A 19,339-nucleotide genomic window follows, 5' to 3' on the forward strand; every position below is an offset into this window, starting at 1 on the left:
CGGCCCAGTCTAAGGGTCGATATCACCGTCGAGGTAACGCCATGCGCCATCGGAGGTCCGGGTGAACCGGCTGCGCTCGTGCAGGATGTGGCGCCGCCCGTGCTGCTGATATTGCGCGCGGAACTCGACGATGCCCGCGTCGTCATCCTCGCCGCCGGCCTCGGTGTCCACGATCTGCAACCGGCGCCAGGTGACGGTGTCGTCGAGATCGAGCCGACGCGGCCGGGTTTCGGGATGCCACGACCGCAACAGGTACTCGGTGTTCCCCGCTGCGAAGGCGCTGAACCGCGACCGCATCAGCGCCAAACAGCTCGGCGCCGCCACGGTGCCGTCGTGCAGTGGGCCGCAGCACGTGCGGTAGGTCTGCCCGGATCCGCACGGGCAGTTCGCTTTATCCGACATGATCGGCGATCACCTCCACCAGGGATTGCACATCGGTGCGCTCCGGCGACCACGTCAGCGCGATCTTCGCTGACGCCCAGGTGCTTTCGTCGATCGGGATCAGTTTGAACTCGGGCGGGGAGAAGATCCGGCCGATCGCCGAGGCCGGCGCGTAGGTCACCAGCGCCACCAGGTGCCGGTTGAACACCGCGGTGGCCATCGCCAGTTCGCCGCCCAGATCGTTGGTGGTGCGCACGATTCGGGTGATGCCGCGGATGTTCAGGTTGCGGGTCAGTTCGGCGAGCACCACCGGGTTGGGCCGGGCGAAGTCGATGACCACATCACGGTCGCGCAGCGCCTCGATTGACACGCGCTCGGCGGCGGCCAGCGGGTCGTCGTGGCGGACGGCGATCGCCCCCGGGTAGCTGGCCACGACCCGGTAGGGGAGGCGCCGGTCGGCCGACGGCAGGTGGATCAGGCCGATGTCGAGTTGGCCGGCAACGATTTTTGCGGTCACCTCCGCCGCCGACCCCGGCAGGCTGAACTCGGTGGCGGTGGGCAGTGCGGCGACCGCCGTCTCCAACCGGGCCAGGAAGTCCGACGGGGCGTAGGCCGTCGCACCCACCCGAACGGGATTGGCGGCCTTGGTCACCCGAGCGGCCGTCGCCTTGAGGTCCTCGACCCGGCGCAGGATGTCGCGGGCCGGGTCCAGCAGTTCGGTACCCAACGCGGTGAGCCGCACCCGGTGGTAGTCCCGGTCGAACAGCGCGCCGCCCAGTTCGGCCTCCAGCAGCTTGATCTGTTTGCTCAGCGGCGGCGGGGTGATCATCAGCCGTTCGGCGGCCCGTTTGAAGTGCAGCTCCTCGGCGACCGCGACGAAGTAGCGCAGCCTGGTGATGTCGACGTGCATGCGGTGGCTCTCCGACGGTGGGTGGAGCCTGTGATCCTATTCAGTTGCGACGCGCCTGCCGGAACGGGATGTCCCGATCGACCTCGGGCTCCTTGGGCAACCCCAGCACCCGTTCGCCGATGATGTTGCGCTGGATCTGGTCGGTGCCACCGCCGATCGAGGTGAAGAACGCATTCAGGGTCAGGAAGTTGACGTCATCGGCCTCGGGATTGTCGGGTCCGGCCAGCAGTGCCCGGGCGCCCAGGATGTCGGTTTTCAGCCGCGCCTCGGCGTGCAGGATGCCCGACATGGCCAGCTTGCCCAGCGACATCACCGGACTGGAGGTGCCCTGCTTGGCCTCCGCCTTGGCGCGGGCGTTGTTGAGACCGTTGAGCTCCCGCAGGGCCAGTACATCGGCCAGCGCGCGACGCATCGCCGCATCGTCGAGTCGTCCGTGGTCACGGGCGAGATCGACCAGGATGTTGGCCTTCGAACTGTTGCGCCCGGACCGTCCGGCCGATCCCATCAGCGACCGCTCGTAGGCCAGCGCAGTCTGCAGCACCCGCCAGCCGTTGCCGACACCGCCGACGACATACGCATCGGGGACCCGGGCATCGGTGATGAACACCTCGTTGAAATGCGATTCGCCGGTGATCTGGGTCAGCGGCCGCACGTCGATCCCGGGCTGGCGCATCGGCACGATGAAGAAGGTGATGCCCTGATGCTTGGGCACGTCCCAGTCGGTGCGGGCGATCAGCAGGGCGTACTCGGAGGTCTGCGCACCCGAGGTCCAGACCTTCTGCCCGTTGATCACCCAGTCGTCGCCGTCGCCGTGTTGATCCCCCGGTCGCTTCGCTCCTGCCCGCCGTACGGCCGAGGTCCGGACCCCGGCCAGGTCCGAGCCCGCGCCCGGCTCGCTGTAAAGCAGGCAGGTGCGCACCTTCTCGGTCAGGAAGTCGTGCAGCAGATCGGCTTTGAGTGTCTCGGTGCCGAACTTCAGCGCGGTGTTGGCGGGGATGCTGAACTTGTCCTGGCAGGCCCCCGGGGCGCGGACGGCCCGGAACTCCTCGGCGATGATCTTGGCCAGCGCATTGGGGTAGCCGCGGCCGTACCACTGCGCGGGGTAGGTCGGCGCCCCGTAGCCGGCGGCGACCACCGTCTCCAACCAGGAGATGCGCTCCGGCGAGCTGACCCACGGGTCATCGGATTTGGGAAGTGTTGTCCCAGACCAGTTCTGCGCCAACCAGTCGCGGACCTCGGCGCGCAGTTCCTCCGGCGTGGGTTGCTCGGTCACCTCAGGCTCCCTTCGAGATCAGGTAGCGCTCGCGATGCTGATCGGACGAGCCGAACAGTGCCAGGCCGGTGCGGGCCCGTCGCACGAACAGATGTGCCGGATGCTCCCAGGTGAAGCCGATGCCGCCGTGCATCTGGACGGCGGCCATGGCGGTGCGCACGTAGGCCTCGGCGCAGGCGAACCCGGCCAATGCAACGGCACCGCTGCGGTTTTCGGCGTTCTCGAACTCGGCGGCCGCATGCTGGGCTGCCGAGGTCGCCGACTCGACGTCGATCAGCACGTCGGCGGCCATGTGTTTGAGGGCCTGGAAACTGCCGATCGGGCGGCCGAACTGGATGCGGGTCTTCAGGTAGTCGACGGTCATGTCGAAGATGCGCCGTGCGCCGCCGGCCTGCTCACCGGCCAGCGCGATGACCGCCAGATCGAGGGCCTGCTGCACCGCCGGCCAGCCGGCGTCGCCGAGCCGGCGCGCCGGGGTGGCGGTGAAGGTGTAGGTGGACAACCGCACGGTGGGGTCGAAGACGTCGGCGGGCGTCCGGTCGAATCCGGGTGCGTCCCGCGCGACCTCGTAGATGCCTAGATCGGTCCCGGTGCGCGCGACGACCAGGATGACATCGCTGATCTGGCCGGACAGCACGTAGTGGGCGGTGCCGGTGAGCGTCCCGTCTGCCTCGGCACGCACGTCGACACTCTCGGCGGTCCAGGTGCCGGTGGGACCGGTGACCGCGACCGTCCCGATCGAGGTGCCCTCGGCCAGGCCGGGCAGCAGGCGTTGCCGGTCGGCGTCGGTACCCGCGGCCCGGATGAGGCCCACGGCCAGCACCGCGCTGGCCAGCCACGGGCCGGGTAGCAGCGCGGCGCCGATCTCCTCGGCGACGGCCTCCAGCTCGGGGGCGCCCAGGCCGACGCCGCCGTACTCGGCGTCCACGAGCAGCCCTGTCACCCCCTGGGCGGCCAGCGCTGCCCACAGATCGCGGTCGTACCCGTCATCGCCGGCCATCACGCGCCGCACATCGGTCTCGGTGCAGCGGTCGGCCAGCAGGTCGCGGACGGCGGACCGGAATTCGGCCCGCTCGGCGGTGCTGATCGTCACCCGTCCATGCAACGTGGTGATCGCCGCGATGTCCATCATCGTTCGGCACACCGATACGTTTCCGATCGCGACACGGGCGGGTGCGCGCAGCGGCGACGCGTCGGTACCGTACAGGCGTGACCGATCGCCGATTGCTGCTCCTGAACGGGCCGAACCTGAACATGCTGGGCACCCGGCAGCCGGAGATCTACGGTGCCACCACGCTCGCCCAGGTCGAGCAGCAGGTGACCGAGGCCGCCGCCGGGCTCGGTTTCGAGGTGCGCGCGCTGCAGAGCAATCACGAGGGCGACCTGATCGACGCCATCCACATCGCCCGCGAGGACTGTGCCGGCATCATCATCAATCCCGGCGCCTACAGCCACACCTCGGTGGCCATCCCGGATGCGCTGATCGCCGCCGAGCTGCCGGTCGCCGAGGTGCACCTGAGCAATATCCACCGCCGAGAGCAGTTCCGGCACCACTCGTATGTCTCGGCGGTCGCTGAGGTGGTGATCGCCGGCGCCGGGCCGCAGGGCTATCTGTTCGCCGTGCAGTATCTGGCCGGCCGGGTGTCGTGACCCAACCGCCGATCGTCAGGTACGCGGGCTTCCTGGTCGCGGCCGAGGGTATCGCCGCCCTCGTCATGGCCGCGGTATTGCTGATCCGCGCCGTCGGTGGCGCCGATCAACACATCGTCAACGGGTGGGGCACCGCGATCTGGTTCATCCTGATCGGCGCTGGTGTCGTCACCGGCGGTTGGGCGTTGATCACCGGCCGGCGATGGGGACGCGGTATCGCGGTGCCGACCAATCTGCTGCTGCTGCCGGTGGCCTGGTATGTCATCACCAGCCACCACGCCGTCTACGGCATCCTGGTCGGGCTGCTGGCGCTGGCCACGCTGGGCATGTTGTTCAGCCCGTCGTCGGTGCAGTGGATGGCCGGCCGGGATTAGATTTCGGCGGCGAGCCGCCAATCAGGCCTCGCCGGCCAGCGCGTCCAGTTCGGGTCCGGACACCCGGTAGGTGGTCCACTCGTTCTGCGGCTTCCCGCCGACGGCGTCGTACAGCGCGATGGCGTTGACGTTCCAGTTCAACACCGCCCAGGACAGCCGGGTGTAACCGTGCGTGCGGCATTCGGAGGCCAGCGTGGCGAGCAGCTTGCGGGCCAGCCCGCGGCGGCGGAACGCCGGGCGCACGAACAGGTCCTCCAGGTAGATCCCGGACACCCCGTCCCAGGTGGAGAAGTTCAGGAACCACACCGCGGTAGCGGCGGCCTGACCGTCGATCTCCACGATATGGGCATAGGCGGTCGGTCGGTCACCGAACAGCGCTGTGTGCAGCGAGGATTCGGTGACGACGCATTCGTCGGCGGCCTTCTCGAACTCGGCCAGCTCGCGGATCATCGCGACGATCTCGGCCTCGTCGCCGGCACGGGCCGGCCGGATCAACTGTGTCATGCGCGGTCCGCTTCGCTTCTCGCTGCCGTCATGTGGTGCTGGCCCCCAGTCCTGTCAGGATCGTCCGGAATTTGGTGGTGGTCTCGTCGACCTCGTCATCGGGATCGGATTCGGCGACGATCCCGCCGCCGGCATGTGCCAGCGCGGTACGCCCGTCGGCCGAGAGCACCGCGCAGCGGATGGACACCACCCAGCGCCCGTCGCCGTTGGCGTCGCACCAGCCGACCGCGCCGGCGTAGAAACCGCGGTCACCCTCGAGCTCGGTGATCAGTTCGGCGGCCAGATCGGTCGGCACGCCGCCGACGGCGGGGGTGGGGTGCAGCGCGAGCGCCAGATCCAGCGCGGTGGTCTGCGGACTGCGTAGCCGGGCCCGGATCGGGGTGCTCAGATGCCACAACGCGTCGGTGCCGTGCAGCTGCGGCTCGGCGGCGATCTGCAGGTCCACACACAGCGGTTCCAGCGCCGCGCGCATCGTGTCGACCACCAGGGCATGTTCGTGGCGGTTCTTGCCCGACGCTGCCAGTGCTGCGGCCTGGGCGGCATCGGCCGCCGGGTCGGCCGATCGGGGTGCCGAGCCGGCGAACGGCTGACAGATCACGGTGTCACCGGTGCGGGCGACCAGCAGTTCGGGGCTGGCCCCCACCAGCACCCCGTCGGTGCCGGCCGGGGACAGCTCGGCCAGATACACCGTGGCCGACGGGTCGGCCGCGGCCAGCCGGGTCAGCACCGAGCGGGCGTCCCACGGGTGATCGGCGGTCAGCCGCAGGGCCCGGGCCAGCACCACCTTCTGCAGCGGTGACTGCGGTTCGCGCAGCCTGCGCACCGCTTCGGCGACCCGGGCGCGGTGCTCGCCACCGGGCGGCAGGGTGTCGCGTGAGCGCACAACGGGCGCGGGCGTGTCGGGCCAGGCCGGCAGCACACCGGCGGCGTGCACGGCCGTCGGGCTGTGCAGGGCGGCCGGGCCGGACAAGTCAAAAGGTAAAGCGCCCACGATGATCGGAACGGTGCCGGCCCGCAGTGCGGACTGCGCCGCGGCGATCTCGTCGAACCCGTCCGCCACACCATCGGCCAACACCGTGCCCGACGGCCCGGACAGCACGAACGACGGTGTCACGACGACGGCGGCAGGCACGGGTTGGGGTGTCCGGTCAGCCCGAGCGCGCTGATCTGCCGGATGCCCTTCTCGAAACCGCACACCGCGATCGAGGCGGCCGCCATCGAGAACCGGACCCCCTCCGACACCGGCAGTTCGACCCAGCGGCTCAGCAATGACCGGGAGAAGTGGCCGTGTCCGACGAACACCACGTCCCGGGTTTCCATATGGGCCAACGCCACCGTGATGGCCCGGTCGGCACGCTCGGTGACCTGGGCCGCCGTCTCACCACCCGGGCACGGATGGGTCCACACCGTCCAGCCCGGCACGGTCTCCCGGATCTGTGGGGTGGTCAGACCCTCGTAGTCGCCGTAATCCCACTCGGCCAAATCGGGGCACACCTCGGTGACGCTCAGCCCGGCCAGTTCGGCGGTCTCCAGGGCGCGCCGACGCGGGCTGCTGATCACCACCGGGTCATGCAGCTGCAGCTCGCCGAGCGCCGCGGCGGCCAGCCGGGCCTGATCGCGGCCGATATCGAGGAGTTCCAGGTCGGTGCGCCCGGTGTGGCGGCCGCTGCGCGACCACTCCGTTTCCCCGTGCCTCAGCAGTAACAACCGATGCTGGTGGACGCTCACCGTCGCGATTCTGCCGCACGTGCCCGTCATCTGTTGCATCCGCGTGCTTGGATGGAGGTGTGACGCGGGTATTAGCGGTCGCCAATCAAAAGGGTGGGGTAGCCAAGACGACGACGGTGGCGTCGTTGGGTGCGGCGATGGTGGAAAAGGGCCGACGGGTGCTGCTCGTCGACCTGGACCCGCAGGGCTGTCTGACGTTCTCGTTGGGGCAGGACCCCGACAAGCTGGCGGTCTCGGTGCACGAGGTACTGCTCGGCGACGTGGAACCGGGCGCCGCGCTGATCGAGACGGCTGAGGGGATGACTCTGCTGCCGGCGAATATCGATCTGGCCGGTGCCGAGGCGATGCTGCTGATGCGGGCCGGCCGCGAGTACGCGCTCAAGCGGGCGCTGACCAAGGTCGCCCACGATTTCGATGTCGTTGTCATCGACTGCCCGCCGTCGCTGGGGGTGCTGACGCTCAACGGGTTGACCGCGGCCGATGAGGTGATCGTGCCGCTGCAGTGCGAGACCCTGGCGCATCGTGGGGTCGGGCAGTTCCTGCGCACCATCAACGATGTCCAGCAGATCACCAACCCCGAGCTCAGCCTGCTCGGTGCGCTGCCGACGCTGTACGACTCGCGGACCACCCACAGCCGCGATGTGCTGCTCGACGTCGCCGATCGCTACAACCTGCCGGTGCTGGCGCCGCCGATCCCGCGCACCGTGCGGTTCGCCGAGGCCAGCGCGTCCGGGTCATCGGTGCTCGCGGGCCGGAAGAACAAGGGCGCCAACGCCTATCGTGAGCTCGCCGAATCTCTGCTCAAGCACTGGAAATCGGGAAAGGCGCTGGCGACGTTCACGCCCGAGGTCGTCTGAACAGGCGACCGGTGTGTCGGTCCCAGACTCGGAACCCCGTCAGGGCGCTGCCAGCGCCGCCACGATGTCACCGCGCTGCTCGATGAGCGTCGACCCGGCGACCGTCGGGACCACGGCAGCCTCACCGGGTTCCCGGGCCAGCTCGATATGTTTTATGCCGGTACCGGTTTCGGCGTTGAACACGTCATAACCGTCGGTCACCGGAACCAGTAGCTGCCCGGCCATCACGGTGCCCGGCCCGACCGGCGCGCCCTCGGCGGCGGGGGAGACGGTGTACTTGTACTTCAACCCGTCGGCCTCGAACACCAGCAGCGAATCCCCGGTCCACCAGGTGATCAGATCGCCGGCCCGCGACATCGTCGCGTTCGGCGACGGGGCGGCATCCAGCAGCGTGCTGGCCGTGACGGTCCCGGTGTCGTCGACGATGTTCACCACCGGTTTCGGGGCGGGCAGGTACACCGCGGTGGTCGTGTCGGACACCACGATCACCCGGGCATCCTCGGTGTCCACCGAAACCCCGGGCTGCTGTTCGTATTTGACCTCGGGGACGTCCTCCTCATCGGAGACCCGCAACAGCGTCAGTCGCAGCTCGGTCTGCTGCGGGCAGGACTCCAGGATCGACACCGCGGCCGAACTGGCCTGCGCCGAGAGCAGCCGGCACAGCGGATCCACCGGCACATCCGGTTTCACCCGAGCATCCAAGGCGCCCCAGCTGAGCATCCGCACCATGTCCGAACGCCACAGCTCCAGTCGGCTGTCGCCATAGGACAGCACCACCGTGCCGTCGGTGGACAGTTTCACCTCGGCATCGGCGTAGGCGGTGCGGGCAGGGCCACGCTTGCCGGTGCCGGCGTCGATGGTGCTGACCTGACCGCAGCCACGGGAATCCGGGTACACCGCGACCGCGTACTGGTAGGCCGAGGTCACCCCGCACAGCTCCCGATCACGCTCATAGCGCCACAGCTCGGACCCCGAAGCCGGGTCGCGGCCGATCACCGCACGGCCGTCGCCGGTCACCAGAGCGCCCGAAACGACAAGGGGCTGAGTGGTTTTTGCGCTCGGCTCCGACCACACCTGGTTCAGCCGATCCGGCACCTCGGTGGCCGGGGTCAGGCTGGGTACGGTCTGCGCGGCTGGGCGGCTGATCGTCGCCCGGGCGTCACTGGTCCACCACAGCAGCGCGGCGACCACGACCACCACCGCCGCGATGGCGCCGGCCGCGATCAGATCGCCACGGGTGCGGCGCTCCGGATGCGGCGGGCAGGAGCGCAGCGACCCGGGGATTTTTGGTGTCACTCAGCCGCGGCGGGCGTGCTGGCCTTGCGCGGGCGGCGGCGACGGCGCCGCTTGGCAGGGGCGGCCTCGCCACCGTCGGCGTCGGCACCGGAATCCTCGGTCGCCGCCTCCGCCGGTGCCGCATCGGTGCCCTCGACATGGCCGGTGGCGGACTGGCCGCCGCGGGTGCGCCGACGGTTGCGGGTGCGGGCGGGCCGTTCGGTGCGCTCGGCGCGTTCGCCCTCGGTGCGCTTCTTGGGCGCCCGCGGTGCGGCCACCGAACCGGTGACACCGGTCGGGATGTTCAGCTCTTCGTACAGATGCGGTGAGCTGGAATAGGTTTCGGCCGGTTCCGGGGTGTCCAGCCCGAGCGCCTTGTCTATCATCGACCAGCGCGACAGCTCGTCCCAGTCGACCAGGGTGACCGCGATACCGGTCTTGCCTGCGCGGCCGGTGCGCCCGATCCGGTGCACGTAGGACTGCTCGTCCTCGGGGATCTGGTAGTTGATGACGTGGGTGATGTCGTCGATGTCGATACCACGCGCGGCCACGTCGGTCGCGACCAGCACGTCGACATCACCGGTGCGGAACGCCTTGAGCGCCTTCTCGCGGGCGATCTGACCCAGGTCACCGTGCACGGCGCCGACCTTGAATCCGCGCTCGGCCAGCTCATCGGCCACCTTCTGGGCGGTGCGCTTGGTGCGGGTGAAGATCATCGTCGCGCCGCGGGCCTCGGCCTGCAGGATGCGGCTGACCATCTCGATCTTGTCCAGCGCGTGGGCCCGGTAGATGAACTGCTCGGTGGTGTCGTGGGTCTGCGAGGACTGTGCGGACTCCGCCCGGATGTGGGTCGGCTGGTTCATGAAGGTGCGGGCCAGCGTGATGATCGGGTCCGGCATGGTCGCCGAGAACAGCATGGCCTGCCGGTTGTCCGGGGTGAGCTTGAGGATGCGCTCGATATCGGGCAGGAAGCCCAGGTCCAACATCTCGTCGGCCTCGTCGAGCACCAGCACGCTCAGCCCGCCGAGCTGCAGGTGGCCCTGCTGGGCCAGGTCGAGCAGCCGGCCCGGGGTGCCGACCACGACGTCGACGCCCTTCTGCAGGGCCTCGATCTGCGGCTCATAGGGGCGGCCGCCGTAGATGGCGGTCACCGTGAACTTGCGGTCCCCGGCCATCAGGTTCTGGCTGGCGCCGTTGAGGTCGTCGAAGACCTGCAGACACAGTTCGCGGGTGGGCACCACGACCAGGGCGCGCGGGGCGCCGGTCAGCGGGCGGGTCTCGTCGGTGGAGATCCGGTGCAGCAGCGGTACGCCGAAGGCCAGCGTCTTGCCCATACCGGTGCGGGCCTGGCCGATCAGGTCGTCGCCGGCCAGGGCGAGCGGCAGGGTCAGTTCCTGGATGGCGAACGGGTGTTCCTTGCCGCTGTCGGACAGTGCGCGGACGATCTCGTCGCGCACGCCCAGGTCGGCGAAGGTGGTGGTCGGTTTGCTGGTGAGTGCAGTCATAGTGTGTTCCGGCGGCTGGGGGCCGCCGACAGCCTTTCGCTTGTCAATCCTCGTCGCGTCCACGCGCGCACGACGATGACGAGTAAAAGGCGGAATATCCCCAGTTGGGCGGGCTATACCGCTCCGTCGGGCCCTGCCTTTGGTGGCGGGCCGAACCACGTGCACGCACATTTCTCCGGTGGCGAGCGGCATCCGGGAGTCCCGGCGAAGTCGCCACCGAGAACCCATGATAGCTGGTCACGCCGCTGAACCCGGCATTACGCAGGTTTGGCGGGTGTATTCGGTGGGCATGTACCCGTCTCGTGACCCCGCATGCAGTGATCTCGGGGGCCGGGATCGCCGGACCCGCACTGGCCCATCAGCTCACCGCGCACGGCTGGCGGACCACCGTCATCGAACGGTTTCCCGCCCGTCGGGAAGAGGGCCAGAACGTGGACATCCGCGGCGCCGCCCGCGAGGTGGTGCGTCGCATGGGCGTCGAGCCCGATGTTCGGGCGGCCGGCACCGGCGAGGTCGGCACCCGCTTCGTCACCGCCGATGGGGAGCCGGCGGCATCGTTCCCGGTGGGCGAACCCGGTGGCCCCGACGGGCCGACCGCGGACCTGGAGATCCTGCGCGGCGAGCTGTCGCGCATCCTCGTCGAACACTCCCCGTCCACCGACTACCGCTTCGGCACCGAGATCGCCGATGTCGTCGACGACGCCGACCGGGTCGCCATCACGCTGACCGACGGGTCGGTGCTGGAGTCCGATGTGCTGGTCATCGCCGAGGGGCTGCGCTCGCGGTCGCGTCGATTCGTCACCGATGTCCAGGTCGGCGAGCTCGGCATGTACTTCGCCTACGCCACCATCACCCGCCGTGACGGCGACGACCGGTGGTGGAACTGGCAGCACGCCACCAACCGGCGCTCGGTGCACCTGCGGCCCGACAACCTGGGCACCTGCCGCGCCATCCTGACCTTCATGTCCGATGTCCGGGGATTCGAGGATCTCGACCGCGCGGGTCAGCTCACCATCTTGCGCCGCACCTTCGCCGATGTCGGCGGTGCTGCCGGCCGCATCCTCGACGAGATCGACCGCGGTGCCCCGATGTACTTCTCCGCGGTCGGTCAGGTGGCCGCGCCGGTGTGGAGCACGGGGAGGGTGGCACTGCTCGGTGACGCCGCCTTCTGCAACGCCACCTTCGGCGGTGCCGGCACCAGCCTGGCGCTCATCGGCGGTTACGTGCTGGCCGGCGAGCTCGGCGCGGGTGGGGACGTCCGGTCCGCGCTGGCCGCCTACCGCGCGGTCATGCAACCGTTTGTCGACACCGCCCCCGAGGTCCGCGAATCGGTGCTGCGGCTGGCCAACCCGCGCACCCGGCTCGGTATCCGCTTGTTGCACGCCGGCGCCGGGTTGTCGGCCGGACCTGTCGGACGCGCTGTCGACGCGCTCGTCGGCGACCGCATCTCCGGTATCGCCGGTGCCGACCTGCGGCTGCCGGAGTACCCGTGCGCGCAGCCGTCGGTGAGGTGAGGCAGGGCGTTTAAGGTTGGTCCATGACCTCGACGCCGTCCGAAACCGGGCCCGCACGCGTGGCCGTGGATCACCCGGGCATCACCGAGCTGTTCGCGCTGCTGGCCTACGGCGAGGTTGCCGCATTCTATCGGCTGACCGAGGAGGCGCGGATGGCGCCGAACCTGGCGGGCCGGATCAACATGGCCAGCATGGCTGCCGCCGAGATGCGCCATTACGAGCTGCTGCACGACGCGTTGTCGGCGCGCGGGGTGGACACCGTGCCGGCGATGACGAAATACGCACCGGCCCTTGAGAACTACCACCGGCTGACCACGCCGAGCACCTGGCTGGAGGCCTTGGTCAAGACCTATATCGGCGATGCGCTGGCGGCCGATTTCTACCTGCAGATCTCCGATGCGTTGCCGCCCGAGGCTGCCGGGGTGGTCCGCTCGGTGCTCTCGGAGACCGGGCACTCGCAGTTCGTGGTGGCCGAGGTGCGTGCGGCGGTGACCGCCAGCGACCGGCAGCGTCACCGGCTGGCGCTGTGGTCGCGGCGCCTGCTCGGCGAGGCCATCACCCAGGCCCAGTTCGTCCTGGCCGACCGCGACGACCTCGTCGATCTGGTGGTCAGCAGCAGCGAGGGCCTGGCCCAGCTGTCCGAGTTCTTCGACACGCTGCAGGCCACCCACATCAGCCGCATGCAGGAACTCGGCCTGGCCTGATCGCTACCGGGTGCAGGTCGCGATCATCGAGTTGTTGGCCTGTACGGCCAGCGCGGTGCCGTTGCCGTCCAGGATGGCGCAGTTGAGCTGACCGCCGACGCTGGTCGCCGTGACCGAGGACAGCGTCACGCCGGGATTCAGTGTCACCGTCTTGACCCATGGCAGTGCGACGTTCACATCGGTCTGCAGAGCGCCCTGCTGGTCGGTGTAGATGATGGTCACCAGGTCGATCAGTTGGCGGTTACCGGTTACCCGATAGGTGACGGTCTGCGCGGCGGCCGCCGGGTCCATCGCCGCCGGTGGTGCCGGCGCGGCGGGCACCGGGACCTGGGCGGGGGCGGGCACCTCGGCGGTGGGCGTCACCTCGGGTGTCACGGTTGCCGACGGGGTCGGGGTGACGGTGGTGACCCGCTCGGGGGCCATACCGGGCAGGTCGGCGGCGGGTGCGGTCGGCGTGGCGGTGACGGCATCGTCGGCCGGTGCTGCCGAGGTGGTCGCGGCGGTGACGGTGCCGCTGTCGCCGCCTCCGAGGATGACGCCGGTGCAGATCACCGCGACCATCAGGATGACGCCCGCGACGCCTGCCACCCAGATCCAGCGCCGGTCCAACTGCTCGTGATAGTCGTGCGGGTACTCGTAGTCCGCCGCGTAGTCCGCCGCGTAGTCGGCTTCGTAGTCGGCTTCGTCGGCGGCCGCGTAACGACGCTGCCGGTCGGTGGGGTAGTCGGAGCCGTACCGCGGGTCGTAGCCGGCGCCATGGTCGGTGTCGTCGTCCGACCGGTAGCCGTCGCGGGTAGTCGAATATGACGAATACTGCCTGCTCATAACGTAATTCCCAGATCGCTCGGTGCCTTTGACTCGATGCTAATGGGGCAAAAGTTACAGATGATGTTGACGCGCTCTCGGTCAGGTCACGGTCCGGACTCGGTCTGGTTCACCCGCTTCGCTCACGGCGCAACGACCAGAGCGCGCCTCCCTGCTGCAGGTGCGGCAGTGTCCACTAGCCTGATTGCACGCACCGCCAACCAACCGAAAGGGCCCAGCGTGGACATCAAGATCGGGGTCGCCGACAGCCCGCGAGAGCTGGTCATCAGCAGCGCGCAGTCACCCGACGAGGCGGAGAAGGCGATCGTCGACGCCTTGGGACAGGGTTCGTCCGTGCTGTCGCTGACCGACGAGAAGGGCCGCCGTTATCTGGTGCAGTCCGCCAAGATCACCTATGTGGAGATCGGCCCCACCGACGGGCGCAAGGTCGGGTTCGGCACCGTCGGCGCCGAGGTCGTCAAGGACTAGGACCGGGTGAGCGGCACGTGTGACAGTCCGCCCCAGGCGAACTGCACCGTGCCCTCCACGGCCGCCTCCTTCGAGATGGGGCGGTCGTTGTCCAGCCAGTAGCGCGCACAGTCGACACTGGTGGACACCAGGCCCACCGCGATCATCCGGGCGCGGTGGGCCTCCAGTCCGGAGTCCCGGCTGATCAGGTCGAACACCGCGTCGGTGCACGATTCGGTGGCCACCTTCACCTGCGCCGCGACCTGCGGTTCGGTGACATAGTCGTTCTCGAAGATCAGCCGGTACCCCTGGCTGTCGTGCTCGACGAACTCGAAGAAGGCCTGCACTGCCGCGCGCAACCGCTGCCGGTTGTCGGTGGTGGTGCGCAGCGCCTGGCGCACACCGGACACCAGATTGTCGACGTGCCGTTGCAACACCGCGAGGTACAGCTCAAGTTTCGACGAGAAATGTTGGTACAGAACGGGTTTACTGACACCCGCGCGGTCGGCGATTTCGTCCATGCCGGCCGCGTGGTAACCGCGGTCGACGAACACCTCGCTGGCGGCGATGAGCAGTTGGCCGCGGCGCTCATCGCGGGGCAGTCGATTGCCGCGCCGGGTGGTGCCGGTGCCCGCCTTGGCGCCCCGCGCTCCGGCGGCGTTGGCGAGATCGCTCATCACGTCCTCAATCTCTAAAACAGCGTGCTCGTGGGCGCCACACTGGGCCCTTTCGCAGGAATCGGTCACCTGCCGATCGCCACGACATTACTACCGCACACAGATGGAGGTGTCGCCGTCGGCACACGTGTCGGTGGCGCGCCGGAACGGTATGCGTGCTCCGTTGTGCCATTCTGGTGCGGTGACCTATGACCCGGGCCGCCGCGGGGGCAACCGTGGGCCCGACGGGCTGGGGGTACCACCCAATCGCGGCGGCGAACGCAGCAACCAGGGAAACCGTTCCGGTGCCGAGCGTGCCCAGCGCCGCCGGCCCACCCATGTGAACCAGGGCCAGCCCCGCCGCGAGCCCGACGAGGGCCAACTGCGCACCGACCCGGAGATGGCGCCCGCCACCCGCAACCAGTGGCGCGAGCCGCTGCGCGCCCAGCGTGACCCGCTGGCCGACGAGGGACGCGCCCGGTCCAACCGCGACGAGCACCAGCAGTTCCGCAAGCAGAGCTGGCTCGGCCGGTTCATCTCGACCTACGGCTGGCGGGCCTACGCGCTGCCGATCCTGGCGGCGGTCACCGTCGTCGTCATCTATCAGACGGTGACCGGCACGCCGACGCCCGCGCCGGTCAATGCCGAGGGGCCGGTCCAGGCCCCGGTCGAATCGCCCAGCACCGAGATCGTCGGCGCCCCGCCCAAGGGCCTGACCCAGTACGACGCCAACCTGCCGGCCGGCATCCTGCCCGGTGGCGGCCCGTTCACCGAGGCCGGCGCCAAGACCTGGCACATCGTGCCGGGCACCAGCCCCAAGGTCGGCCAGGGCGCCGAGCGCACCTTCACCTACACCGTCGAGGTCGAGGACGGTCTGGACACCGCCAGCTTCGGTGGTGACGAGGGCTTCGCCCGGATGGTCAGCGAGACCCTGGCGAATCCGAAGAGCTGGACGCACAACCCGCAGTTCGCCTTTCTGCGTGTCGACAACGACAGTGAGGGACCGCCCGACTTCCGGGTGTCGCTGACCTCACCGCTGACCATCCGCGAGGGCTGTGGCTACGACATCCCGCTGGAGGCGTCCTGCTACAACCCGGCCTACCTGGGCGACCAGGCCCGGGTGTTCATCAACGAGGCCCGTTGGGTCCGCGGGGCCACCTCGTTCCAGGGTGACATCGGGTCCTACCGGCAGTACGTGATCAATCACGAGGTGGGCCACGCCATCGGCTACCGCCAGCACGAACCGTGCCCGGAGAACGGGGCGCTGGCGCCGATCATGATGCAGCAGACATTCTCGACCGCCAACAACGACGGTGCCCGGTTCGATTCGGGCTCGGTGCCCGCCGACGGACTGACCTGCCGGTTCAATCCCTGGCCCTATCCCATCGCCTGATCGCGGCGCACACTGGGGAACGGATCGACCGGAATTGCTGTTGTGTACCTGTGCCTGGTCTGATTGAGGCCAGGAATTCGTTTCTCGATTCGAGGAGTGCACGGTGACGTCACTGCCACCGCTGGTGGAGCCGGCCGCTGAACTGACCCGCGAGGAAGTCGCTCGCTACAGCAGGCATCTGATCATCCCTGACATGGGTGTCGACGGACAGAAGCGCCTGAAGAACGCGCGCGTCCTGGTCATCGGGGCGGGCGGACTCGGCTCGCCCACGCTGCTGTATCTGGCCGCCGCCGGGGTCGGCACCATCGGCATCGTCGAGTTCGACGTCGTCGACGAATCCAACCTGCAGCGCCAGATCATCCACGGCCAGTCCGATATCGGGCGGTCCAAGGCGCAGAGCGCGCGGGATTCCGTCCTGGAGGTCAACCCGCTGGTCAACGTTGTGCTGCACGAGCTGCGCCTGGAACCGGACAACGCCGTCGACCTGTTCGCCCAGTACGACCTGATCCTGGACGGCACCGACAACTTCGCCACCCGCTACCTGGTCAACGATGCCGCGGTGCTCGCCGGCAAGCCCTACGTGTGGGGCTCGATCTACCGGTTCGAGGGCCAGGTGTCGGTGTTCTGGGAGTCGGCACCCGACACGGTCGACGGAGAAAAGCAGGGCCTGAACTACCGCGATCTGTACCCCGAGCCGCCGCCCCCGGGCATGGTGCCGTCCTGCGCCGAGGGCGGGGTGCTGGGCATCCTGTGCGCCTCGATCGCCTCGGTGATGGGTACCGAGGCCATCAAGCTGCTCACCGGTATCGGTGACACCCTGCTGGGCCGGCTCATGGTCTACGACGCGTTGGACATGACCTACCGGACCATCAAGATCCGCAAGGATCCGGCGACCCCGAAGATCACCGAGCTGATCGACTACGAGGCGTTCTGCGGTGTGGTTTCCGATGCCGCTGCCGAAGCCTCGGCCGGATCGACGGTGACCCCGAAGGAGCTGCGCGACCTGCTCGACTCCGGCAAGCCGGTGGCCCTGATCGACGTCCGTGAACCGGTTGAGTGGGAGATCAACCACATCGAGGGCGCGACGCTGATCCCCAAGTCGGTGATCGAGTTGGGCGAGGGGCTGGCGACCGTGCCGCAGGACAAGACCGCGGTGCTGTACTGCAAGACCGGTATCCGGTCGGCCGAGATGCTGGCCGTGTTGAAGAAGGCCGGGTTCGCCGATGCACTGCACCTGCAGGGCGGCATCGTGGCCTGGGCGAAACAACTCGAACCCGACATGGTCATGTACTGACGTGGTGTCGAGCCTGGCACCGCTTAGGCTGACATCCGTGACTGACGATCTGCCACCCGACCACGTGCTGGCGGCGTTTGGTCTGGCCGGCCTGCGGCCGGTACCGCTGGGTCCCGCCTGGGAGGGCGGATGGCGGTGTGGTGAGGTCGTGCTGTCCATGGTCGCCGATCACGCCCGTGCCGCCTGGTCGGCCAAGGTCCGCGAGACGTTGTTCGCCGACGGCGTCCGGCTGGCCCGGCCGGTCCGCTCCACCGATGGTCGTTATGTGGTGGCCGGGTGGCGCGCGGACACGTTTGTGGCAGGCACCCCCGAAGCCCGCCATGACGAGGTGGTCTCGGCCGCGGTGCGGTTGCACGAGGCGACCGCCAAGCTGGAGCGGCCGCGCTTCCTGACCCAGCCGCCGGTGGCGCCGTGGTCGGATGTCGACGTCTTCATCGCCGCCGACCGGGCGGCCTGGGAGGATCGGCCGCTGCACAATCTGCCCGCCGGAGCCCGGGTGGCGCCCGGCACCGCCGACGGACAGAAGTCGGTCGAGCTGATCAACCAGCTGGCGGCGCTGCGCACACCGACCCGCAGCCCCAGTCAGCTTGTGCACGGCGACCTGTACGGCACAGTGCTTTTCGCCGGCACCGCCGCACCCGGTATCACCGATATCACCCCGTACTGGCGCCCGTCGTCGTGGGCGGCCGGGGTGGTGGTGGTCGACGCGCTGGCCTGGGGTGAGGCCGACGACGGGCTGGTCGAACGCTGGAACCCGCTACCGGAATGGCCGCAGATGTTGTTGCGCGCGTTGATGTTCCGCCTTGCGGTACACGCGCTGCACCCGCGCTCCACCGCCGCGGCGTTCCCCGGCCTGGCCCGCACCGCCGCCCTCGTCCGTCTCGCGCTGTAGTTCCTTGCGATTTGTGGAGCGAAACCCGTAATGATTACGGGTTTCGCTCCACAAATCGCTAGAACTCGTGGCGGTACTCGCGCAGCGAGATTCGGCTGTCGGTGGCCAGCACCCCCTCGGCGCGCAACCGCTCCAACTGTCGGGTCGCCAGATGCGGTGCCGGCTTGCCCGAGGCCGGAACCACCCGGTGCCACGGCAGATCCGAGGAATCGGTGCGCATGATCCAGCCGACGATCCGTGCACTGGACAGCCCCGCCGCCTCGGCGATGTCCCCGTAGGTGGCCACCCGGCCCGCGGGAATCCGGTCGACCAGATCCCGCACCGTCTCGACCTGTTCCTCGGTGACCGCGGCCATGCTCAGCCCAGATGGGTGCGGATGACGGCCGCGGTCTCGGCGGGCAGGGCCTGGGCGACCATGTGATCACAGTCCAGTTCGGTCAACGTGAAATCGCTGCCCAGCGCCCCGCGCAGCGTATCGATCAGCTCCGGTGTCGCGTACGGCGGAGTGGTCCGGGTGGCCAGGATCAGCGTGGTCGGAGTCCCGTTGCGGGGCAACGGGACCGGGTGGGTCAGCTCGCTCCAGTACGACATCGCGGCGGGCACGCTGATCCGCCAGCCCAGCCGCCCGTTCGACAGCGCGATCAGATGCTCGTCGAGTTCGCGTTCCAGCACCGCGGGATCGCGGCCGGCCACCTCACCCCAGGATCCGGACAACTTGTCGGCGCGGGCCTCGTCACGGTCGGGATAGTCGGGAGAGCTCAGCATCGCGTCGGCGATCTCGGCCATCCACTTTCCGTCCAGTGCCACCGCCGGGTCGAGCAGCACCAACCCGGCCACCAGATCCGGCCGCGCCGCCGCCAGCGCCAGGGCCACCGCGCCACCGAAGGAATGCCCGACCACCAGCACCGGGTCGCGGGCCTCGCCGTCGAGCAGCGCCGCCAGCGCCGCGACATTCGCCTCGATGGTCCACGGCGCCGCGTAGGAGGAACGGCCGTGCCCGATCAGATCCGGTGCCAGCACCGAGAACTCGGCGAGATGATCGTTGGCCAGGTCCTCGTAGCGCCGACCGTGCCCGGTCAGGCCGTGGATCGCCAGGATCTGCGCGGGGCCGGGCGGGCCGTAGCGGTAGGTGTGCAGGGCTGCAGTCACCTCACGAT

22 protein-coding genes are annotated in these 19,339 nt (G+C 69.1%); 9 read left to right on the forward strand and 13 right to left on the reverse strand.

Annotated elements, in window-relative coordinates; all coding sequences use genetic code 11:
• Nucleotides 1-9: 9 nt before the first annotated feature.
• From ACLBYA_RS15825 to ACLBYA_RS15840, 4 genes are read right to left on the reverse strand one after another with little or no spacing between them, the layout of a single operon-like run.
• Entirely contained in the window at nt 10-402 is a 393-nt protein-coding gene (locus ACLBYA_RS15825) for a YchJ family protein (RefSeq protein WP_447710355.1), read from the reverse strand.
• On the reverse strand, nt 392-1,291 hold the full coding sequence (locus tag ACLBYA_RS15830; RefSeq protein ID WP_447710356.1) for a LysR family transcriptional regulator: 900 nt from the start codon (nt 1,289-1,291) through the stop codon (nt 392-394). Before ACLBYA_RS15830 ends, ACLBYA_RS15825 begins: the two co-directional genes overlap by 11 nt.
• A gap of 40 nt (nt 1,292-1,331) precedes the next feature.
• The gene (locus tag ACLBYA_RS15835; protein ID WP_447710357.1) at nt 1,332-2,564 is read right to left on the reverse strand and encodes an acyl-CoA dehydrogenase family protein; all 1,233 of its coding nucleotides are present in this window, start codon (nt 2,562-2,564) and stop codon (nt 1,332-1,334) included.
• A 1-nt stretch (nt 2,565) separates the two neighbouring features.
• Nucleotides 2,566-3,657 carry an acyl-CoA dehydrogenase family protein gene (locus ACLBYA_RS15840; RefSeq protein ID WP_447710416.1) on the reverse strand — a complete coding sequence of 364 codons (1,092 nt, stop codon included), beginning with the start codon at nt 3,655-3,657 and terminating at the stop codon, nt 2,566-2,568.
• Between the two features lie 116 nt (nt 3,658-3,773).
• Here ACLBYA_RS15840 and aroQ point away from each other — a divergent pair, with 116 nt between their 5' ends.
• Nucleotides 3,774-4,214 carry a type II 3-dehydroquinate dehydratase gene (aroQ, locus tag ACLBYA_RS15845; protein ID WP_447710358.1) on the forward strand — a complete coding sequence of 147 codons (441 nt, stop codon included), beginning with the start codon at nt 3,774-3,776 and terminating at the stop codon, nt 4,212-4,214.
• Complete coding sequence (locus tag ACLBYA_RS15850; RefSeq protein ID WP_447710359.1) at nt 4,211-4,588, forward strand: hypothetical protein; 378 nt, start codon at nt 4,211-4,213, stop codon at nt 4,586-4,588. The genes aroQ and ACLBYA_RS15850 overlap by 4 nt, the downstream gene beginning before the upstream one ends.
• Nucleotides 4,589-4,609: 21 nt before the next feature.
• Here ACLBYA_RS15850 and ACLBYA_RS15855 read toward each other — a convergent pair whose 3' ends face one another.
• Genes ACLBYA_RS15855 through ACLBYA_RS15865 form a run of 3 tightly spaced genes read right to left on the reverse strand, consistent with a single transcriptional unit; the run spans nt 4,610 to nt 6,820 of the window.
• Nucleotides 4,610-5,092 carry an N-acetyltransferase family protein gene (locus tag ACLBYA_RS15855; protein WP_447710360.1) on the reverse strand — a complete coding sequence of 161 codons (483 nt, stop codon included), beginning with the start codon at nt 5,090-5,092 and terminating at the stop codon, nt 4,610-4,612.
• Between the two features lie 28 nt (nt 5,093-5,120).
• Nucleotides 5,121-6,224 carry an isochorismate synthase gene (locus ACLBYA_RS15860; RefSeq protein WP_447710361.1) on the reverse strand — a complete coding sequence of 368 codons (1,104 nt, stop codon included), beginning with the start codon at nt 6,222-6,224 and terminating at the stop codon, nt 5,121-5,123.
• Nucleotides 6,203-6,820, reverse strand: coding sequence for an acid phosphatase (locus ACLBYA_RS15865; protein WP_447710362.1), 618 nt, complete (start codon nt 6,818-6,820; stop codon nt 6,203-6,205). Before ACLBYA_RS15865 ends, ACLBYA_RS15860 begins: the two co-directional genes overlap by 22 nt.
• Before the next feature lie 59 nt (nt 6,821-6,879).
• Between ACLBYA_RS15865 and ACLBYA_RS15870 the strand changes: the two genes are divergently transcribed.
• Nucleotides 6,880-7,677, forward strand: a complete 798-nt coding sequence (locus ACLBYA_RS15870) for a ParA family protein (protein ID WP_447710363.1) — start codon at nt 6,880-6,882, stop codon at nt 7,675-7,677.
• Between the two features lie 39 nt (nt 7,678-7,716).
• Here ACLBYA_RS15870 and ACLBYA_RS15875 read toward each other — a convergent pair whose 3' ends face one another.
• Both ACLBYA_RS15875 and ACLBYA_RS15880 read right to left on the reverse strand, forming a co-directional pair.
• The gene (locus ACLBYA_RS15875) at nt 7,717-8,973 is read right to left on the reverse strand and encodes an Rv3212 family protein (RefSeq protein WP_447710364.1); all 1,257 of its coding nucleotides are present in this window, start codon (nt 8,971-8,973) and stop codon (nt 7,717-7,719) included.
• Complete coding sequence (locus tag ACLBYA_RS15880) at nt 8,970-10,457, reverse strand: DEAD/DEAH box helicase (protein WP_447710365.1); 1,488 nt, start codon at nt 10,455-10,457, stop codon at nt 8,970-8,972. The genes ACLBYA_RS15875 and ACLBYA_RS15880 overlap by 4 nt, the downstream gene beginning before the upstream one ends.
• Before the next feature lie 302 nt (nt 10,458-10,759).
• Here ACLBYA_RS15880 and ACLBYA_RS15885 point away from each other — a divergent pair, with 302 nt between their 5' ends.
• Entirely contained in the window at nt 10,760-11,971 is a 1,212-nt protein-coding gene (locus tag ACLBYA_RS15885; protein ID WP_447710366.1) for an FAD-dependent monooxygenase, read from the forward strand.
• 23 nt (nt 11,972-11,994) lie between these two features.
• Nucleotides 11,995-12,675: a ferritin-like fold-containing protein gene (locus ACLBYA_RS15890; RefSeq protein WP_447710367.1), complete on the forward strand. Its 681-nt coding sequence runs from the start codon at nt 11,995-11,997 to the stop codon at nt 12,673-12,675.
• A 3-nt stretch (nt 12,676-12,678) separates the two neighbouring features.
• On the opposite strand, the gene ACLBYA_RS15895 is transcribed toward ACLBYA_RS15890, so the two are convergent.
• Nucleotides 12,679-13,500, reverse strand: coding sequence for a hypothetical protein (locus tag ACLBYA_RS15895; RefSeq protein ID WP_447710368.1), 822 nt, complete (start codon nt 13,498-13,500; stop codon nt 12,679-12,681).
• A 219-nt stretch (nt 13,501-13,719) separates the two neighbouring features.
• On the opposite strand from ACLBYA_RS15895, the gene ACLBYA_RS15900 reads away from it, so the two are divergent.
• Nucleotides 13,720-13,968, forward strand: a complete 249-nt coding sequence (locus tag ACLBYA_RS15900; protein WP_447710369.1) for a DUF3107 domain-containing protein — start codon at nt 13,720-13,722, stop codon at nt 13,966-13,968.
• Here the strand turns inward: ACLBYA_RS15900 and ACLBYA_RS15905 are convergent.
• On the reverse strand, nt 13,965-14,624 hold the full coding sequence (locus ACLBYA_RS15905) for a TetR/AcrR family transcriptional regulator (RefSeq protein ID WP_447710370.1): 660 nt from the start codon (nt 14,622-14,624) through the stop codon (nt 13,965-13,967). The two genes, ACLBYA_RS15900 and ACLBYA_RS15905, sit on opposite strands and share 4 nt — an antisense overlap.
• A 379-nt stretch (nt 14,625-15,003) precedes the next feature.
• Here ACLBYA_RS15905 and ACLBYA_RS15910 point away from each other — a divergent pair, with 379 nt between their 5' ends.
• The 3 genes from ACLBYA_RS15910 (at nt 15,004) to ACLBYA_RS15920 (ending at nt 18,182) form a co-directional block, all read left to right on the forward strand.
• Entirely contained in the window at nt 15,004-15,996 is a 993-nt protein-coding gene (locus ACLBYA_RS15910) for a DUF3152 domain-containing protein (RefSeq protein ID WP_447710417.1), read from the forward strand.
• Nucleotides 15,997-16,099: 103 nt separating this feature from the next.
• A complete protein-coding gene (gene moeZ / locus ACLBYA_RS15915) occupies nt 16,100-17,290 on the forward strand; it encodes an adenylyltransferase/sulfurtransferase MoeZ (RefSeq protein WP_447710371.1) in 1,191 nt (396 codons plus the stop codon).
• Between the two features lie 37 nt (nt 17,291-17,327).
• Nucleotides 17,328-18,182 carry a TIGR02569 family protein gene (locus ACLBYA_RS15920; protein WP_447710372.1) on the forward strand — a complete coding sequence of 285 codons (855 nt, stop codon included), beginning with the start codon at nt 17,328-17,330 and terminating at the stop codon, nt 18,180-18,182.
• Between the two features lie 58 nt (nt 18,183-18,240).
• On the opposite strand, the gene ACLBYA_RS15925 is transcribed toward ACLBYA_RS15920, so the two are convergent.
• Together ACLBYA_RS15925 and ACLBYA_RS15930 are read right to left on the reverse strand one after the other, a co-directional pair.
• The gene (locus tag ACLBYA_RS15925; protein ID WP_447710373.1) at nt 18,241-18,537 is read right to left on the reverse strand and encodes an MGMT family protein; all 297 of its coding nucleotides are present in this window, start codon (nt 18,535-18,537) and stop codon (nt 18,241-18,243) included.
• Between the two features lie 2 nt (nt 18,538-18,539).
• The gene (locus ACLBYA_RS15930) at nt 18,540-19,331 is read right to left on the reverse strand and encodes an alpha/beta hydrolase (protein WP_447710374.1); all 792 of its coding nucleotides are present in this window, start codon (nt 19,329-19,331) and stop codon (nt 18,540-18,542) included.
• Between the last annotated feature and the right edge of the window lie 8 nt (nt 19,332-19,339).

Source organism: Mycobacterium sp. C31M, from assembly GCF_053345865.1.

Excerpts from the sequence above, each read along its gene's own strand:
- ACLBYA_RS15910 (WP_447710417.1), top strand. The coding sequence starts at position 15,004 with ATGGCGCCCGCCACCCGCAACCAGTGGCGCGAGCCGCTGCGCGCCCAG.
- ACLBYA_RS15825 (WP_447710355.1), bottom strand. The coding sequence starts at position 402 with ATGTCGGATAAAGCGAACTGCCCGTGCGGATCCGGGCAGACCTACCGC.
- ACLBYA_RS15855 (WP_447710360.1), bottom strand. The coding sequence starts at position 5,092 with ATGACACAGTTGATCCGGCCGGCCCGTGCCGGCGACGAGGCCGAGATC.
- ACLBYA_RS15890 (WP_447710367.1), top strand. The coding sequence starts at position 11,995 with ATGACCTCGACGCCGTCCGAAACCGGGCCCGCACGCGTGGCCGTGGAT.
- ACLBYA_RS15880 (WP_447710365.1), bottom strand. The coding sequence starts at position 10,457 with ATGACTGCACTCACCAGCAAACCGACCACCACCTTCGCCGACCTGGGC.
- ACLBYA_RS15905 (WP_447710370.1), bottom strand. The coding sequence starts at position 14,624 with ATGAGCGATCTCGCCAACGCCGCCGGAGCGCGGGGCGCCAAGGCGGGC.
- ACLBYA_RS15895 (WP_447710368.1), bottom strand. The coding sequence starts at position 13,500 with ATGAGCAGGCAGTATTCGTCATATTCGACTACCCGCGACGGCTACCGG.
- ACLBYA_RS15925 (WP_447710373.1), bottom strand. The coding sequence starts at position 18,537 with ATGGCCGCGGTCACCGAGGAACAGGTCGAGACGGTGCGGGATCTGGTC.
- ACLBYA_RS15830 (WP_447710356.1), bottom strand. The coding sequence starts at position 1,291 with ATGCACGTCGACATCACCAGGCTGCGCTACTTCGTCGCGGTCGCCGAG.